Genomic DNA, 16,350 nt, shown 5'->3' with positions numbered 1-16,350 from the left:
CTATACGGACGGTTTTTTGGCTTGTAAATACCTGTTATGGAAAAATTTTTATTCCGTAAGCAAGGCTGCCGAAAGCACGCGTTTCGCGCTTCAATAGGGCACCGAAGCCCATCTCGAACCGATTTATACAAAGGTACTTCCATTCAATGGCCGATTGGCAATCCCTCGATCCCGAGGCCGCTCGCGAAGCGGAGAAATACGAAAATCCCATCCCCAGCCGTGAGCTGATCCTCAAGCACCTGGATGATCGCGGGTCGCCAGCCAATCGAGAGCAGCTGGTCGAAGAGTTCGGCCTGACCGAAGAAGACCAGATCGAGGCCCTCCGTCGCCGCCTCCGAGCGATGGAGCGTGACGGTCAGGTGATCTATACCCGCCGCGGTACTTATGCGCCGGTAGACAAGCTCGACCTTATCCTTGGTCGTGTGAGTGGTCATCGGGATGGCTTCGGTTTCCTTATTCCGGACGATGGCTCCGACGACCTGTTTCTCAGCCCAACGCAGATGCGGTTGGTGTTCGATGGCGACCGCGCGTTGGCCCGCGTGGCGGGATTGGACCGCCGGGGACGTCGTGAGGGAAGCCTGGTCGAGGTGGTGTCGCGGGCGCACGAAACCGTCGTCGGCCGGTACTTCGAGGAGAGCGGCGTCGGCTTCGTCACTCCGGACAATCCGAAAATCCAGCAGGAAGTGCTCGTTACCCCAGGGCGCAACGGCGGCGCCAAGCCGGGGCAGTTTGTCGAGATTCGTATCACGCATTGGCCGACGCAACGTTTTCAGCCCCAGGGCGACATCGTCGAGGTGATCGGAAACTACATGGCGCCCGGCATGGAGATCGATGTCGCACTGCGTAGCTTCGATATTCCTCACGTGTGGCCAGAAGCCGTCGAGAAAGAGGCGGCATTGCTCAAGCCCGAGGTTGCTGAAAAGGACAAGGCCAAGCGTGTCGATTTGCGCGACCTGCCATTCGTGACGATCGATGGCGAGGACGCGCGAGACTTCGATGACGCGGTTTACTGCGAAAAGGGAAGTTGGGGACCGTTTTCGGGTTACCGCCTCTTCGTCGCGATCGCCGACGTGTCGCACTATGTGAAAGTGGGCTCTGCGCTCGACGAAGAAGCGCAGAAACGCGGTAACTCGGTCTATTTCCCTGAGCGCGTCGTTCCGATGCTGCCAGAAGTGCTGTCGAACGGCCTTTGCTCGCTGAATCCGCATGTTGACCGTCTCGCCATGGTGTGCGAGATGAAACTGTCGCGTAGCGGCAAGATGACGGACTACCGATTCTACGAAGCGGTGATTCATTCTCACGCTCGGCTGACCTACAACAAGGTCGCGACCCTGCTCGAGGATCCTAAATCCGACGATGGCCAGCGTTTGAGTCAGGAATACGCAGCGGTATTGCCGGACTTGAAGCGTTTGCATGCGTTGTACAAGGTATTGCTCAAGGCGCGGCATGTGCGGGGCGCGATCGATTTTGAAACGCAAGAAACCCGCATCATCTTTGGTTCGAATCGCAAAATCGACGAGATCCGCCCGACGCAGCGCAACGATGCGCACCGCCTGATCGAGGAGTGCATGCTCGCGGCCAACGTGGCGACGGCCGCGTTCATGCAGGACCACGATATTCCGTCGTTGTATCGCGTACATGACGGCCCGCCGCCCGAGCGACTCGAGAAGCTCAAGGCGTTCCTGACCGAGCTGGGCTTGTCGCTGCACAAGGGAAAAGACGGCCCCACACCGAAGGACTACCAGCGTCTGCTTGAAACGGTGCGTGAACGGCCTGATTTCCAGCTGATTCAGACGGTCATGCTGCGCTCGTTGAGTCAGGCGGTGTACAGCGCGGACAACAACGGCCACTTCGGCCTGAATTACGACGCCTATACCCATTTCACGTCGCCTATACGGCGCTACCCCGATTTATTGGTTCATCGCGCAATCCGTAGCGTGATTCGTTCCAAGCGCCAGACCTCGCATGTCGAGCGTGCCGGGGCTGCAGTCATGCCGAAGGCGAAGATCTATCCGTACGACGAGGCGTCGCTAGAGCAGCTGGGCGAGCAATGCTCGATGACAGAGCGGCGTGCCGACGAAGCCACGCGTGACGTGGTCAGTTGGCTCAAGTGCGAGTTCATGAGTGATCGCGTCGGTGAAGTCTTTGATGGTGTTATCACCGCAGCCACCGGCTTCGGAATATTCGTCGAACTGCGGGACATCTACGTGGAGGGCTTGGTGCATGTGACCGCGCTGCCTGCGGATTACTACCATTTCGACCCTGTCCACCACCGGCTTTCCGGCGAGCGCAGCGGTCGGCATTTCCGCCTTGGCGACAGCGTCGCGGTCAAGGTGATGCGTGTCGATCTCGATGAACGCAAGATCGATTTCGAAATTGCCGAGATGCCAAGCCCAGCGCCAAAACCCACGGGGCGTGGCCGGGGAAAAGGACGAGACGAGCCGAAATCCCGTCGAGGGGCCGGCGAGCCGTCCTCGCGTGCTTCAGGGCGAAAGAAGTCGTCGGCAGAGAAAGAGGTCATCGTCGAGCAGGATGAAGTGGCTGGTCAGCATCTGGGCAACACGGACGTCGGCAGAAGCCGCGCCATGAAGAAAGCGCTGCTCAACGAGGCCAAAACCAGCAAAGGGCAGGCAAGCAAAAGCGGTCAACGCGGTGCGTCGGCAGGTGCAAAGCCTGCGCGCACCAAGAAAGAAGCGTCCGGCAGGGCGTCGGGCTCGGCACCGCGTAAGCGCAAGAGCAAGAGCAAGTCATGAGTCAGTGGGAAAAAATCTACGGCGTTCATGCGGTCGAGGCATTGCTGCGCCATCACCCTAAGCGCGTGAAGCAATTGTGGTTGGCGGACGGGCGTCAGGACCCTCGGGTTCAGGTGTTGACCGAACTTGCCGCGTCCGCGCGGGTTCCGGTGACGCAATGCGAGCGCCGCGAGCTGGACGAATGGGTCGAAGGCGTGCACCAGGGCATCGTTGCAGATGTGAGTCCCAGCCAGGTCTGGGGCGAGAACATGCTCGACGAGCTCTTGGAGCGTAGTGAGGGACCGCCACTGCTATTGGTGCTCGATGGTGTGACCGATCCGCATAATCTTGGCGCCTGTCTGCGCACAGCCGATGCCGCGGGTGCGCTCGTGGTAATCGTGCCCAAGGACAAGTCGGCAACGTTGAATGCCACCGTTCGCAAGGTCGCTTGCGGCGCGGCGGAAGTCATTCCCCTGGTCGCCGTCACCAATCTCGTAAGGACGCTGGAAAAGCTGCAGCAGCGTGGGCTTTGGGTCGTCGGTACTGCCGGCGAGGCAGAGCAGGAGCTGTATGCACAGGATATGACGGGCCCGACCGTGCTGGTCATGGGGGCCGAGGGCAAGGGCATGCGCCGCTTGACGCGCGAGCGGTGCGATTATCTTGTGCGTTTGCCGATGGCGGGCAGCGTCAGCAGTCTTAACGTTTCGGTGGCCACGGGTGTGTGCCTATTCGAAGCACGCCGGCAGCGCAGCGTTCGTTAAAGCCATAGCGCGGTATCGGCCGTTGGGCTGGCTGCAAATCATCAACATTGGGCCGGCGCGATGGATAACCCGTGTTCGAGCGCGGTCTACTCTGCTCGACGTTGATTGTGTGATCGCTCGGCGCCTGCCGAGCGTTGCGGCACCTTGGAGGATACATGTCGCAATACCTTGGCTTCGAGCGCCTGTTTCGCGTCTCGCCGAATGCCTATCTGTTGTTGAGTCCGGAGCGGGTCATCCTGGATGCCAACGAGGCCTATCTTTCGGTCACGGGCAGGACGATCGAGGAGTTATCGGGGCGTACGCTCGAAGAGGCTTTCCCGCCAGGGCCAGATCCTTCCGCAGAAGAGCGACAGCTCTTGGATGCATTGGATCGAGTGGTCGAGCGCAAGCAGCAAGACAATCTTCCCATCATCCGCTACCGCATCCCTGATACGTCTCACGGCGATCTGGTTCTGCTCGACCGATACTGGAGCACAACGCTATCGCCCATCCTGGATGCGCGCGGTGAGTTGGACGCTATCCTTTTGTCCACGGCGGACATTACCGATCTGCACGCGGCGCGGCAGCAAAGTACGTCGGATGCCGAGGTAAAACCCATCGCGCATTTGGCCGAGGGCATTATTTCCCGTGGGTTGGCCCTTCAGGCGGAAGGTCAGCAGCTGCGTCGCGTTTTCGAGCAAGCGCCGGGTTTCGTCTGCTTTTTACGCGGACCGGAGCATGTATTCGAGCTTACCAATAGGGCTTACGACACCTTGGTCGATGGGCGTGCGCTTATTGGCATGCCACTGGCGCAGGCGCTGCCGGAGATGCGTGAGCAAGGCATCGTCTCGCGGCTGGACGAATGCTATCGCGCGGGCGAGCCCTTCATTGCGCGCCAAATGCGCGTAATGATCCAGCGCGGGGGCCGTCTGGAAGAGATCTTTGCCGATTTCGTGTTTCAGCCGGTGCTTGGTGCCGATGGATACGCCGCCGGTATCTTCATTCAGGGGCAGGACGTCACGGGACAGAAACGCAGTGAAGACGAGCTGAGTCGCTATCGGCTGCGCCTCGAGGAATTGGTCGCGGAACGTACCCGTGAGCTTGCTCGTAGCGAAGCGGAGCGTCTGCAGGCCGAGCAGGCGCTGACTCAGATACAAAAGCTCGAGGCGGTCGGAAAACTGACAGGCGGTGTCGCGCACGATTTCAACAACGTGCTTCAGGTCATCGGCGGTAATTTACAACTGCTGAAGATTGGAAAGGAAATGAGCGCGCCCTCTGTTCAGCGTATCGATTCTGCGCTCGAGGCCGTCGAGCGAGGTGCTCGGCTGGCTTCTCAGTTGCTCGCATTCGCGCGACAGCAGCCGCTGGCGCCCAAGCCGGTCGACCTTGGCGCAATGCTCGAGCGCATGAGCAATGCATTGCTGCGCGCGCTGGGCGAGGCGGTCGAGATCGAAGTCGCCATCGATGAAGGGCTGTGGCTGACCTTTGTCGACCCTGGAAGCCTGGAGAGCGTGGTGCTGAACCTGGCGATCAACGCGCGCGATTCGATGGAGGGTGGCGGGCATCTTACGCTGCGGGCGCGCAACGTCGTGTTGCAGGATGAGCAGTTCGTTGGGCATGCGGAAGTGTTGCCAGGCGATTACGTCCAGTTGAGCGTAATCGATGAGGGCTGCGGAATGTCGGAGGATGTCCGGATTCGCGCCTTCGAGCCCTTCTTCACGACCAAGCGCGACGGGCTTGGCAGCGGGCTTGGCTTGAGCATGGTGTACGGCTTCGTCAAGCAAAGTGGTGGGCACATCACGTTGAACAGCGACCCTGGTGGCGGCACGGCGGTCGTATTGTTCCTGCCGCGCTGCGTCGATGGAGCGAGCGTGCAAGGCGTACAGGACGAGCGAGGTGTTCAAGGCGGTTCTGAGCGCATCCTCGTGGTCGAGGATGACCCGAACGTTCGGGCGACATCTGTCGCTATCTTGCAAGAGCTGGGATATGTCGTTACCGAGGCGCGCGATGCGGTAGAGGCGCTCGATCTGCTCAGGCAGGGCCAGGCATTCGATCTGATATTCAGCGATGTCGTCATGCCTGGCTCGGTGAGCTGCATGGATATGGCCAAGGAGGCGCGACGTTTGCTGCCGGACGTTTCGGTGCTTTTTGCATCTGGCTACCCGGAGAACGTCATTACGCCTAGCGGGCGTCTGGATGAAGGTGTCGAGCTGTTGAACAAACCCTATGGCATCGAGCAACTGTCGCGTAAGGTAAGGCGTCTGCTCGGCGATTCCGTTGGCGACACGGTGCATGCGGTGTCCGAGGCCGACACCTGTGTCGCAGTCGAATCCGAAGCGCAATCTCAAGACGAGGACTCCGGCTTGCGGATCCTCTTGGTCGAAGACGACGCGACGCTGCGTATGCTGACCGGGGAAGTGATCAGCGAGCTGGGTCATCGTGTTGATGAATGCGAATCCGGCGAAGAGGCGCTCGAGCGTCTACAGCCGGGCGCGTTCGATGTGCTGTTCACGGACGTAGGGCTGCAGGGAATGACGGGCATCGAGTTGATTCGACATGCCCGGGAGCGGGATCCGTCGATCAAAGTGGTAGTTGCATCGGGGTATCCCGTGAACCCCCAGGAGCATGGTTTGGATCGCATCGAGGTGATGCTCAAGCCATACGATGTCCAGTCGGTTCGACGGTTGCTCGATCGCCTTTAAGGGCGGACGAAGCGAGACATCCGCCGATCAGAGGTCACCCGGCTCCTTGCCTAGCCCGATGGCCTTCTCTAGAATGTCGGCCCTTGCCGTTTCGGTGGGCGTATTCGCGTCCAGCCGATCGGTGAGTCAATTACTTTTCCCTCCTTGCCTGACCGCGTCGGCGGCAGGCTGCAACCCGTAAGGAGCTGCAATGCGTCATTACGAAATCGTGTTCCTGGTTCACCCGGACCAGAGCGAGCAGGTGGGCGGCATGGTCGAGCGCTACACCAAGCTCATCGAAGAAGACGGTGGCAAGATCCACCGTATGGAAGACTGGGGCCGTCGCCAGTTGGCCTACGCCATCAACAACGTTCACAAGGCTCACTACGTGATGCTGAACGTCGAGTGCGGCGACAAGGCTCTGAGCGAACTGGAAGACAACTTCCGTTACAACGATGCTGTGATCCGTAACCTGATCATCCGTCGCGACGAGGCCGTCACCGACCAGTCCGAGATGCTCAAGGCCGAAGAAAACCGCAGCGAGCGTCGCGAGCGTCGTGAGCGTCCTGAGTCCGATTCGTCGAACGAAGGCAACAACGACAGCAGCGATAACAGCGCTGACGAGTAATTCCGGATCATTTGAGGAGCCACATTCATGGCACGTTTCTTCCGTCGTCGTAAGTTCTGCCGTTTCACCGCCGAAGGCGTGAAAGAGATCGATTACAAGGATCTCAACACCCTGAAAGCCTACGTTTCCGAAACCGGCAAAATCGTTCCTAGCCGTATCACCGGTACCAAAGCCAAGTATCAGCGTCAGCTGGCGACTGCGATCAAGCGCGCTCGCTACCTGGCTCTGCTGCCCTACACCGACAGCCACGGCCGCTGATTTCAGGTAGTCGAAAGCAAGGATAGATAGCGCATGCGCGCTCTGGCAGATCTGATCATGCGCGGCCGTAAGCAGGCCACCTTCGTGGTGGTTGGATCTGCCGCTCTGCCGTTGTTGTTCTGGCTGAGTGCCGCGGCCAGTAGCCTCGTGCTGCTGCGCCGTGGGTTGAGTGATGCGCTAGGGATCGTCGTTTGGGGATTGCTTCCCGCGTTGGTCTGGTGGTTTTTCGGCGAGCCGAGAGCCCTAATGATCATCCTTGGGACGCTTTCGCTGGCGTTGGTCCTTCGCAGTAGCGCGTCGTGGCAACGAACGCTGATGGCGAGCGTCGCGGTTGGCATCGTCTTCGGAATGCTGCTCACCGCCGTGTTCGGCGACAGTATTCAGGCCCTGGCGACCGAGTTCGAAAAGTTCCTGCCGCAGTTACTCGGCAGTACCTACGAACAGTTGTCGGTCGAAGAGCGCACGCGTCTTGCAGGGTTGCTGGCCTCGGTCTTGACCGGGCTCATGGCCGCCCTGCTGCAGTTGGTATCGATCCTAAGCCTGATGCTGGGTCGATATTGGCAAGCACTGCTGTACAACCCGGGCGGGTTCGGGGCTGAGTTTCGTGCCCTGAGGATGCCTTTGCCGTTAACGGCTTTGTTGATGATCGGGATGTTGCTCGGTCCCAACCTAGGCCCGCAGATGGCGATGTTGACGCCGATATGCAGTGTGCCGTTGGCATTTGCAGGTCTGGCCGTTATCCACGGAGTTGGCTTCAGCCGCTTCTGGATCGTAGGGCTGTACGTGGTGATTGTGCTGTTTCTGCACGTGATCTATCCGTTGCTGGTGGTCTTGGCCATCGTCGACAGTCTGATTGATTTCCGTGGTCGCCGCCGGCGTGACAAGAACGCCAAAGACGATTCCACGGGCGGTGAAGGTTAAAGTTAAGAGGTAAGACCCAATGGAAGTCATCCTGCTGGAAAAAATCGCCAACCTGGGCAACCTTGGCGACAAAGTGAACGTGAAAGCCGGCTACGGCCGTAACTATCTGCTGCCGAAGGGCAAAGCGACTGCGGCCACTGCCGAGAACGTCGCTGCGTTCGAAGCACGCCGTGCCGAGCTCGAGAAAGCCGCTGCCGATCGCCGTGCATCCGCTGAAACGCGTGCAGCTCAGCTCTCCGAGCTGGAAGTCACCATCACCGCTACTGCGGGCGATGAGGGCAAGCTGTTCGGTTCTATCGGTACTGCCGACATCGCTGACGCGCTGACTGCTTCTGGCGTCGAAGTTGCCAAGAGCGAAGTTCGCCTGCCGAACGGCACCATTCGCCAGACCGGCGAATACGACGTTGCAGTGAATCTGCACTCCGACGTCGAAGCGACCGTCAAGCTGATCGTCATCGCAGCTTAATCGCTAAAGCGGCACGCGGGCCTCGCACCTATGTGCGGAGCCTGCCGAGAATCGGGCACGCGCCATTTCGATGGCCGTGCCCGATTGTCTTTCTGCATGTACCCTCGGGTAGTGCACACTTCTGTTTCTTTTTTCTCGTTGCCCATCGCGCCATGAACGACATCAGTATCTCCGAGCAATACGACCTGGAAACCTCCGCGCTGAAAGTGCCTCCGCATTCCATCGAGGCGGAGCAGGCCGTTCTGGGTGGCTTGATGCTCGACAATAATGCTTGGGAGCGAGTACTGGATCAGGTCTCGGATGGCGATTTCTATCGTCACGACCACCGGCTCATTTTTCGCGCGATCTTCCGGCTAGCGGAGCGTAACGCGCCGTTCGACGTGGTTACGCTCTCCGAACAGCTCGACAAGGAAGGGCAGCTCGCGCAAGTGGGTGGCCTTGCGTATCTGGGTGAGCTTGCGAAGAACACGCCGTCCGTTGCGAACATCAAGGCCTATGCGCAGATCATTCGTGAGCGCGCGACGCTGCGGAACCTGATCGGCGTTAGCAACGAGATCGCGGATGCGGCCTACGCCCCGCAGGGGCGCACAGGTGAAGAGATTCTCGACGAGGCCGAGCGGCTGATCTTCCAGATCGCCGAAGCGCGTCCGAAAACCGGCGGGCCGGTCGGGATCAACGACATTCTCGTCAAGGCGATCGATCGCATCGATGAGCTGTTCAATGCCGGGGACGCGATTACCGGGCTTTCCACTGGCTTTACCGACCTCGATAACTTGACCAGCGGCCTGCAGCCTGCGGACATGATCATCGTCGCCGGCCGTCCGTCCATGGGTAAGACCACGTTCGCCATGAACCTGGTGGAAAACGCATTGATGCGTAGCGACAAGTCGATCCTGGTGTACTCATTGGAGATGCCATCGGAATCCATCGTGATTCGTATGTTGGCGTCGCTCGGCCGTATCGATCAGACCAAGGTGCGTGCGGGCCGTCTGGACGACGATGACTGGCCGCGCCTGACGTCGGCCGTCAACCTGCTCAACGATCGCAAGTTATTCATCGACGATACGGCGGGTATCTCACCTTCGGAAATGCGGGCGCGTACGCGCCGCCTGGCGCGAGAGCACGGCGAGATTGGCCTCATCATGGTCGACTACTTGCAGCTGATGCAGATCCCAGGATCAAGCGGCGACAGTCGGGTGAACGAAATTTCCGAAATTTCCCGCTCGCTGAAGGCGCTTGCCAAAGAATTCAACTGCCCGGTGATTGCTCTTTCGCAGCTGAACCGGGGGCTCGAGCAGCGACCGAACAAGCGTCCGATCAACTCTGACTTGCGTGAATCCGGGGCAATCGAGCAGGACGCCGACATCATTCTGTTCGTCTACCGGGATGAGGTGTACCACCCTGAAACCGAATTCAAAGGCGTGGCCGAGATCATCATCGGCAAGCAGCGTAACGGCCCCCTTGGCACTGCGCGCCTGGCATTTCTGGGCAAGTACTCGCGTTTCGAAAATCTTGCCCCTGGCAGCTACAACTGGGATGACGAGTAAGCAAGCGTTTAGCGCCCTAGCTGGCGAAGGACATCGCACTCGACAATACGCACGCCATCACCTTCTTCCAAAGCAAGACGCCAGAGTGCACGCGCGAGCTGGCTTGCCTCGATCGCGCCCCATTTGCCTGGTAGGTGCTTCATGATCGGCCCTGCGAGGGTTTCAGCCGTTCTCGCCTTCTGCCGATGGCCAAGCAACAAGGAAGGTCGGGCGATGGTGAGCTGAGGCCAGTTCTGTGCCTGGAGTGCGCGTTCGGTTTCGCCCTTCACGCGGTTATAGAAGAACGACGATGAGCTGTCTGCGCCGATCGCGCTGACGACCAGGAGATGCCGCGCCCCCAGCTTCCGGGCCCTGTCGGCAATTGCGAGGATCAGGTCATGGTCGATTCGCTTGAAGGCCTCTTCGGAACCGGCATCGGCCATGGTCGAGCCGAGACAGCAAAATGCGGTGTCGATGCCTTCTGCGCTCTGGTCGAGCGCTAGTAGCACATCGGGCCCCACCGGGTTTTCGAGATGAGCATGTACCACCAGCGGCCGGCGGGTCGGAGCGACGACCCGTTTAACCGTGGGTTCGCTTAGCAATCGGTCGAGCAAATGCTCGCCGACCAAGCCTGTCGCACCGGCCAGCAGGATGTTCTGGGGGGTTAGATACATGGGGCCTCCAACGCGCGTCCTTATCCATCGGACCGCAACGGAGCGCTCATGTGCGGGTGTGACGCATGCCGGCCACTGCCAGCGGCGACTGGGCGTTGAGGCATAGGGGTATAATCTTGGCCTTCATCTGTATCAAGCTGCTTTTGGTAGGCGGGGCGCTCCCTGCCGCCTCTATCTTGTTCGTTTCTGGATTTCGCCCATGTTACTTAGAGGTTTGACCTGGCTGGTGGTGTGCCAACTGCTAGGTACGTGCATCAATGTCCTGTTGCTGCCGATGTTGCCCGCGCCCATCATCGGATTGGTCGGGTTGTTCATTTTTCTGCTCGTGCGGGGGGAAGTCGGCCCGCAACTCAGTGCAGCGGCGAACGGCTTGCTGCGCTATCTGCCATTGCTGCTGGTTCCGCCCGCAGTAGGTGTGATGGCCTACGGATCAGCCATCCTGACGCATTTCTGGGCGCTGATCGCGTCGCTCGTTATCTCGCTGGCGCTCTCGATGATCGTTTGTGGTGTGCTGATGCAGCGCCTGTTGGATCGCCGCGAGCAGCCGCGAGAACACTCATGATGCTGGACTGGCACGCGGCCTGGGTCGCGGTGGTGCATCACCCCTTGTTCGGCATTGGGATAACGCTTGCGGCGTACCAGCTGGCGTTGGCCGTCTACGAGCGAACGCGCTGGGTTTTCCTGCAGCCCGTGTTGTTGTCGGTGTTGCTGGTGGTGGGCGTGCTCTTGTCGTGCGGCATTCAGTACGTGGAATATCGCCAAAGCGTTTCGATCATGAGCGTGCTGTTGGGACCTGCGACCATCGCATTGGCGGTTCCGCTCTACCTGAACATTCGCCGGATCAGGCAGTTGTTCGTACCGATCATGATCACGCTAGCCGTGGGTGGCTGCTTCGCGACACTGTCTGTTGGCTTCTTCGGGTGGCTGTTCGGCCTGGACCGGTTCTGGCTCATGAGCCTGTTGCCAAAGTCGGTCACATCGCCCATCGCGATGCTCGTTGCTAACGAAATGGGCGGCGACGCCGCGCTGGCGGCTGTCTTCGTCCTGATTACCGGCGTAATGGGCGCCATCATCGGGCCGGAACTGCTGCGGCGATGTGGTGTTCGACATGTAGCCGCGGTGGGGATCACGCTTGGTCTGACGGCGCATGCCGTTGGTACCTCGCGTGCGCTTCAGGAGGGCGAGGAATGTGGCGCGTTGGCAGCGCTCGCCATGAGTTTGATGGGCGTCGCCACCGCGTTGTTCTTGCCGATCATCGTTGGCCTGGTCACCTGACCTTCACAGGAGAATCAATGCTTCCGCTCTTTCCCCTGAACACGGTGCTGTTCCCCGGATGTGTCTTGGACTTGCAGATCTTCGAGGCGCGCTATCTCGACATGATCAGCCGGTGCATGAGGCAGGGCACGGGCTTTGGCGTTGTCTGCATTCTCGAGGGGGAGGAAGTGGGTGAGGCTGCCAATCAGTTTTCCCTCGTGGGCTGTGAAGCCGTCATCCAGGATTGGCAGCAGCGCAGCAATGGCCTCTTGGGCATTCGCGTCGCGGGCCAGCGACGTTTTCGGGTCAGCCGGGCCGAAGTGCAAAGTGACCAGCTCACGCTGGCGGACGTGGAGTGGCTTGGCGAGGCTGCCGATCGACCGTTGACCGCGGAGCATGCTGACCTTGCCGCGCTGCTCGAGGCGCTGGCCGAGCATCCACTTGTCGCGGAATTGGGAATGGGCGGCGCGGCGGCCAGTCAGCATGCGCTCGCCAATCAGCTTGCGTATTTGCTTCCATTTGGACCGGAAGAAAAGCTGCAGCTGCTTGTGCAGGCCGACCCTGCCGCTCGCCTCGAGCAGATTCAGCACTTGGTCGAAGGGCTGCAGGGCGATGGCGGTTGACCGTTATTGGTAGCGGTAAAGCGCCAGACTGTTGGGAAACACCCAGATCGCGAACCCGATCAGTACGAAGGCGCAGCCGAACAGCACCAGATACCAATTCCGCGCCGGTAGCGGGTTAATCGGCGCGAAACGCTCGCTGATGCAGAGGCTGAGCGCGCAGAAAAAGCCCGCAAGCAGTGCGCCGGCAATAATGTCCGTAGGCCAATGTACGCCGAGATAAATGCGTGATGCCGCTATTGCGACGGCGGGCAGGCACGCCAGCAATAGCCAGGTCAGGCGCCAGCGTGCGGGTTGGTCGCGACCCGCCAGAATGCCTAGCGTCAGGCAAAGCGCGAACGCCGCCGAGCTATGCCCGCTGGGGAAGCTAAATGTGTGCAATGGATCGACAAGCACCTCGGGGCGGACACGAGCGAAGAGGTTTTTCAGTTGTCCGTTGGCAACCGCGGTTCCCAGCAGCGCGCCAAGCGCAAATCCCGCGGCGCGCCATTGGCGTAGTGCGGCCAGGGAGGCGCACAGGGCAATAGCCGCCAGCAGCTGCGCATCGAAATCGCCAAGGCCTGTCGTGAAGGCAACCACGCGGTCCCAGGTGGGTTGACGCGCGTCCTGAATGACGCTGATCAGGCCGTTGTCCAGCGCTTCGAGATGCGGGAGCGCGAAGAACAGCGCCGCGAACAGGACGAAGCACAGCCCCGCGCCAAGCTCGACGTTGTAGGGTTTGTCGGTCAGTGCGCGCTGAATGAGTATCCCCAGAAACGCGGCGAGCAGGCCAACCACGATGCCTGCTTCGGTCCAGAAGCCTGCCGGCAGCGGAAGGCGCAATGCCGCGCCTGTGCTCCAGCCGGGCAGCAGGTACGCAACCGCCCAGCCGGCCGAGGCGATCAGGCTAACTAGTAGGAAACGTATGAAAGGCATGTCCAGCATGCCTGCGATCATCGGCAGCATTGGGCGAAGCGGGCCAATGAAGCGTCCGACCAAGAGGCTGATGACGCCGTATTGTTCGATGTGCCGCTCGGCATGATCGAACCACTCGGGGTGCTGACGCAGCACCGGTAGCCCGCGAATGTTCTGGTGGAAGCGGCGCCCTAGCAGGTAAGAAACGATGTCCCCTGCGAGCCCGCCGGCAAACGCCAAGAGCAGGGTTTCACCCAGGCCGAGAACGCCGTTGCCGGCGAGCACGCCGACCGCGAAGAGCAAGACAGTGCCAGGGACGATGAGACCTGCGATGGCAAGGCATTCGACGAATGCCGCAAGAAACAAGGTGACGCCAAGCCACTCTGGATGGCTGGAAAGCCAGGTGTTTATGGACTGTAAATCGAACGGCATCGTTGAGGCTCGGTTGAAACGGGATCGCTTTTCGATAGAGCACGAGGGGCCGCGGTTCCCGCGGTTGAGTCGCCAGGCGAGCTTCGCACGTGTTCGCGGCCCAGGGAAACGTTTCCGGCCATGTCCGTAGCCGAAGCTGCGGCTCACCGTCTGCCGGTAGCGACTGTGCGGGAAGCGGCGCGGCCGCTATAATCACCGGCCTTTTTTCCATAGCCGGATGCGAGAAACCATGAGCGAGTCCGTGCACGATTACATGATTCGCCTGGGCCGCGCGGCGCGTGACGCTTCGCGGCAGCTAGCTCGCGTCGATACCGCGCAAAAGAATCGCGCGCTCGAGGCAATCGCGGCGGCGCTCGATGCCTCGCGGGCAGCGCTCATCGCCGCTAACGAACGGGACGTGGCCAATGCGCAGGCGAATGGCCTGCAGGCGGCCATGGTAGACCGCCTGGCCCTCACTGCTGCGCGTATCGACGACATGATCGAAGGTTTGCGCCAGGTCGCGAAACTGCCCGATCCCATCGGCGAGATACGCGATATGCGCCACCTGCCGTCTGGTATCCAGGTGGGCAAGATGCGGGTGCCGCTTGGCGTGGTCGGCATCATTTACGAGTCCCGTCCGAACGTGACGATCGATGCGGCCAGCCTGTGCTTGAAGTCCGGCAACGCCACAATTCTGCGCGGCGGTTCGGAGGCCATTCACTCCAATCAAGCCATTGCACATTGCGTCGCGCTCGGGCTGGCTGAAGCCGGTTTACCCGCAGCGGCGGTGCAGGTGGTGGAGACCACTGACCGCGAAGCGGTGGGCGCACTGATAGGCATGCCGGAGTTCGTCGACGTCATCGTGCCGCGTGGCGGAAAGGGGCTGATCGAACGGATCAGCCGGGATGCGAAGGTCCCAGTCATCAAGCATCTGGACGGCGTGTGCCACGTGTATATCGACAAGGCGGCAGACGTCGAGAAAGCCGTCCGGGTCGCGGACAATGCCAAAACTCAGCGTTATTCGCCCTGCAACGCAATGGAAACCCTATTGGTGCACCGCGCTATCGCGTCGGACGTGCTTCCAGCACTGGCAACGATCTACCTGGAAAAAGGCGTCGAGCTACGAGGCTGCCCGGCGACATGCGAGCTACTAGGGCAAAACGTTATAGCCGCCAGTGAAGGCGACTGGTTCGCGGAATACAACGCGCCGATTCTTGCGATCCGAATGGTCGCGTCGCTGGACGAAGCGATCGCGCACATCAACCACTACGGGTCTCACCATACCGACGCCATCGTTACCGAGCATTTCAGCGATGCTCGCCGGTTTTTGGCCGAGGTGGACTCGAGTTCGGTCATGGTGAACGCCTCGACTCGCTTCGCCGACGGCTTCGAGTATGGGCTTGGCGCCGAGATTGGTATCTCTACGGACAAGCTCCATGCCCGAGGCCCTGTGGGCCTAGAAGGCCTGACGAGCGAGAAGTACGTTGTTTTCGGCAACGGGCACGTGCGCACTTGATGAGCGGCACTCGACGCATAGGGCTGCTCGGAGGAACCTTCGACCCGATCCATATCGGCCACCTGCGTGCAGCTGTCGAGGTGGTCGAGTATCTGAAACTGGACGAGTTGCGGCTGATCCCTAGTGCGCGACCACCCCATCGTGATCATCCGCAAACAGCCCCCGAGCATCGTTTGCGGATGGTGCAATTGGCGGTCGCCGGTATCGAGGGAATCAGCGTCGATGATCGCGAGTTACGTCGGGAGCGCCCCTCCTACACGGTGGAAACGCTGGAATCCCTGCGCACGGAGCTGGGTGAGGATGTCCAGTTGATGCTGCTTCTGGGCTGGGATGCCTTCTGCGGCTTGCCGGGTTGGTATCGCTGGGAAGAATTGCTGAAGCTGTGCCACGTACTGGTGCTGCAACGGCCGGATGCCAATACGGAAGCACCCGAAGAGCTTAGGAATCTGGTCGCCGCTCGGAGCGTCAGCGATCCTTTGACGATGACGGGTGCCGCTGGACAACTTTCGTTCATCTGGCAAACGCCATTGGAAATTTCCGCAACGCGCATACGTGAGTGTCGCCAGGCGGGGCGGTCCATCCGTTTCCTCACCCCGGATGCGGTTTTGAATTACATACAAGCGCAGGGGCTTTACCCTGCGATCTCCAACTGAGGTTACTACCCGAACATGCAGAACGAGCAACTGGTCCAGCTGGCGATCGCCGCGCTGGAAGACATGAAAGCGCAAGACATCACCACGATCGATGTTCGCGGCAAGACCAGCGTCACCGATTTCATGGTGATTGCGAGCGGTACGTCCGGTCGTCACGTGAAATCCATGGCTGAGAGTGTCATCGAAAAGGTCAAGGGTGAGGGCGTGCGTCCGTTGGGCAGCGAAGGCCTGGACGGAGGCGAGTGGGCGTTGCTGGACTTAGGTGATGTCGTCGTGCACGTCATGCAAACTGCCACGCGCCAGTTCTATGATCTTGAGCGGTTGTGGCAGGGCGCCGAGCAGAGCCGGGCACAGTCGAGCGAGTGACGGAGCGACT

Annotated in this window: 16 protein-coding genes; 14 read left to right on the top strand and 2 right to left on the bottom strand. The window is 60.3% G+C overall.

Annotated features, from left to right (window positions below; translation table 11 throughout):
- Positions 1-146: 146 nt before the first annotated feature.
- The 8 genes from rnr (at position 147) to dnaB (ending at position 9,973) form a co-directional block, all read left to right on the top strand.
- The gene (gene rnr / locus IEY47_RS11985; protein ID WP_188983481.1) at positions 147-2,753 is read left to right on the top strand and encodes a ribonuclease R; all 2,607 of its coding nucleotides are present in this window, start codon (positions 147-149) and stop codon (positions 2,751-2,753) included.
- Positions 2,750-3,493 (top strand): 23S rRNA (guanosine(2251)-2'-O)-methyltransferase RlmB, encoded by a 744-nt coding sequence (rlmB, locus tag IEY47_RS11980; protein WP_188983480.1) that lies wholly within the window; start codon positions 2,750-2,752, stop codon positions 3,491-3,493. Before rnr ends, rlmB begins: the two co-directional genes overlap by 4 nt.
- Positions 3,494-3,648: 155 nt before the next feature.
- Complete coding sequence (locus IEY47_RS11975; RefSeq protein ID WP_188983479.1) at positions 3,649-6,174, top strand: response regulator; 2,526 nt, start codon at positions 3,649-3,651, stop codon at positions 6,172-6,174.
- Positions 6,175-6,364: 190 nt separating this feature from the next.
- Positions 6,365-6,781, top strand: coding sequence for a 30S ribosomal protein S6 (rpsF, locus tag IEY47_RS11970; RefSeq protein WP_188983478.1), 417 nt, complete (start codon positions 6,365-6,367; stop codon positions 6,779-6,781).
- Between the two features lie 27 nt (positions 6,782-6,808).
- Positions 6,809-7,039: a 30S ribosomal protein S18 gene (gene rpsR / locus IEY47_RS11965; RefSeq protein ID WP_003095634.1), complete on the top strand. Its 231-nt coding sequence runs from the start codon at positions 6,809-6,811 to the stop codon at positions 7,037-7,039.
- 33 nt (positions 7,040-7,072) lie between these two features.
- Positions 7,073-7,960 (top strand): YybS family protein, encoded by an 888-nt coding sequence (locus IEY47_RS11960; protein ID WP_188983477.1) that lies wholly within the window; start codon positions 7,073-7,075, stop codon positions 7,958-7,960.
- Between the two features lie 19 nt (positions 7,961-7,979).
- The gene (gene rplI / locus IEY47_RS11955; RefSeq protein WP_188983476.1) at positions 7,980-8,426 is read left to right on the top strand and encodes a 50S ribosomal protein L9; all 447 of its coding nucleotides are present in this window, start codon (positions 7,980-7,982) and stop codon (positions 8,424-8,426) included.
- Between the two features lie 152 nt (positions 8,427-8,578).
- Complete coding sequence (gene dnaB / locus IEY47_RS11950) at positions 8,579-9,973, top strand: replicative DNA helicase (RefSeq protein ID WP_188983475.1); 1,395 nt, start codon at positions 8,579-8,581, stop codon at positions 9,971-9,973.
- A gap of 8 nt (positions 9,974-9,981) precedes the next feature.
- On the opposite strand, the gene IEY47_RS11945 is transcribed toward dnaB, so the two are convergent.
- Positions 9,982-10,626, bottom strand: coding sequence for an NAD(P)H-binding protein (locus IEY47_RS11945; RefSeq protein ID WP_188983474.1), 645 nt, complete (start codon positions 10,624-10,626; stop codon positions 9,982-9,984).
- Positions 10,627-10,825: 199 nt separating this feature from the next.
- Between IEY47_RS11945 and IEY47_RS11940 the strand changes: the two genes are divergently transcribed.
- From IEY47_RS11940 to IEY47_RS11930, 3 genes are read left to right on the top strand one after another with little or no spacing between them, the layout of a single operon-like run.
- Positions 10,826-11,188, top strand: a complete 363-nt coding sequence (locus IEY47_RS11940) for a CidA/LrgA family protein (RefSeq protein WP_188983473.1) — start codon at positions 10,826-10,828, stop codon at positions 11,186-11,188.
- Positions 11,185-11,901 carry an LrgB family protein gene (locus IEY47_RS11935; RefSeq protein WP_188983472.1) on the top strand — a complete coding sequence of 239 codons (717 nt, stop codon included), beginning with the start codon at positions 11,185-11,187 and terminating at the stop codon, positions 11,899-11,901. Before IEY47_RS11940 ends, IEY47_RS11935 begins: the two co-directional genes overlap by 4 nt.
- Before the next feature lie 17 nt (positions 11,902-11,918).
- Positions 11,919-12,503 carry an LON peptidase substrate-binding domain-containing protein gene (locus IEY47_RS11930; protein ID WP_188983471.1) on the top strand — a complete coding sequence of 195 codons (585 nt, stop codon included), beginning with the start codon at positions 11,919-11,921 and terminating at the stop codon, positions 12,501-12,503.
- Positions 12,504-12,506: 3 nt separating this feature from the next.
- On the opposite strand, the gene IEY47_RS11925 is transcribed toward IEY47_RS11930, so the two are convergent.
- Complete coding sequence (locus tag IEY47_RS11925; protein ID WP_188983470.1) at positions 12,507-13,826, bottom strand: bifunctional DedA family/phosphatase PAP2 family protein; 1,320 nt, start codon at positions 13,824-13,826, stop codon at positions 12,507-12,509.
- Between the two features lie 229 nt (positions 13,827-14,055).
- Between IEY47_RS11925 and IEY47_RS11920 the strand changes: the two genes are divergently transcribed.
- Genes IEY47_RS11920 through rsfS form a run of 3 tightly spaced genes read left to right on the top strand, consistent with a single transcriptional unit; the run spans position 14,056 to position 16,340 of the window.
- The gene (locus tag IEY47_RS11920; protein ID WP_188983469.1) at positions 14,056-15,321 is read left to right on the top strand and encodes a glutamate-5-semialdehyde dehydrogenase; all 1,266 of its coding nucleotides are present in this window, start codon (positions 14,056-14,058) and stop codon (positions 15,319-15,321) included.
- Positions 15,321-15,974, top strand: a complete 654-nt coding sequence (gene nadD / locus IEY47_RS11915) for a nicotinate-nucleotide adenylyltransferase (protein WP_188983468.1) — start codon at positions 15,321-15,323, stop codon at positions 15,972-15,974. Before IEY47_RS11920 ends, nadD begins: the two co-directional genes overlap by 1 nt.
- Before the next feature lie 15 nt (positions 15,975-15,989).
- Complete coding sequence (gene rsfS, locus IEY47_RS11910; protein WP_188983467.1) at positions 15,990-16,340, top strand: ribosome silencing factor; 351 nt, start codon at positions 15,990-15,992, stop codon at positions 16,338-16,340.
- The last annotated feature ends 10 nt before the right edge of the window (positions 16,341-16,350 follow it).

The sequence above is a fragment of the Pseudomonas matsuisoli genome, from assembly GCF_014647635.1.
Classification (GTDB): domain Bacteria; phylum Pseudomonadota; class Gammaproteobacteria; order Pseudomonadales; family Pseudomonadaceae; genus Pseudomonas_P; species Pseudomonas_P matsuisoli.
The sequence above is the reverse complement of the archived record's forward strand: the minus strand, read 5'-3'. Positions and strand labels throughout refer to the sequence as shown.

Bases quoted from the DNA above. Each gene is read 5' to 3' on its own strand.
- IEY47_RS11925 (WP_188983470.1), bottom strand. From the start codon at position 13,826: ATGCCGTTCGATTTACAGTCCATAAACACCTGGCTTTCCAGCCATCCA.
- IEY47_RS11975 (WP_188983479.1), top strand. From the start codon at position 3,649: ATGTCGCAATACCTTGGCTTCGAGCGCCTGTTTCGCGTCTCGCCGAAT.
- IEY47_RS11935 (WP_188983472.1), top strand. From the start codon at position 11,185: ATGATGCTGGACTGGCACGCGGCCTGGGTCGCGGTGGTGCATCACCCC.
- IEY47_RS11930 (WP_188983471.1), top strand. From the start codon at position 11,919: ATGCTTCCGCTCTTTCCCCTGAACACGGTGCTGTTCCCCGGATGTGTC.
- rpsR (WP_003095634.1), top strand. From the start codon at position 6,809: ATGGCACGTTTCTTCCGTCGTCGTAAGTTCTGCCGTTTCACCGCCGAA.
- nadD (WP_188983468.1), top strand. From the start codon at position 15,321: ATGAGCGGCACTCGACGCATAGGGCTGCTCGGAGGAACCTTCGACCCG.
- IEY47_RS11960 (WP_188983477.1), top strand. From the start codon at position 7,073: ATGCGCGCTCTGGCAGATCTGATCATGCGCGGCCGTAAGCAGGCCACC.
- IEY47_RS11945 (WP_188983474.1), bottom strand. From the start codon at position 10,626: ATGTATCTAACCCCCCAGAACATCCTGCTGGCCGGTGCGACAGGCTTG.
- rsfS (WP_188983467.1), top strand. From the start codon at position 15,990: ATGCAGAACGAGCAACTGGTCCAGCTGGCGATCGCCGCGCTGGAAGAC.
- rpsF (WP_188983478.1), top strand. From the start codon at position 6,365: ATGCGTCATTACGAAATCGTGTTCCTGGTTCACCCGGACCAGAGCGAG.
- rlmB (WP_188983480.1), top strand. From the start codon at position 2,750: ATGAGTCAGTGGGAAAAAATCTACGGCGTTCATGCGGTCGAGGCATTG.
- IEY47_RS11920 (WP_188983469.1), top strand. From the start codon at position 14,056: ATGAGCGAGTCCGTGCACGATTACATGATTCGCCTGGGCCGCGCGGCG.
- dnaB (WP_188983475.1), top strand. From the start codon at position 8,579: ATGAACGACATCAGTATCTCCGAGCAATACGACCTGGAAACCTCCGCG.
- rnr (WP_188983481.1), top strand. From the start codon at position 147: ATGGCCGATTGGCAATCCCTCGATCCCGAGGCCGCTCGCGAAGCGGAG.
- IEY47_RS11940 (WP_188983473.1), top strand. From the start codon at position 10,826: ATGTTACTTAGAGGTTTGACCTGGCTGGTGGTGTGCCAACTGCTAGGT.
- rplI (WP_188983476.1), top strand. From the start codon at position 7,980: ATGGAAGTCATCCTGCTGGAAAAAATCGCCAACCTGGGCAACCTTGGC.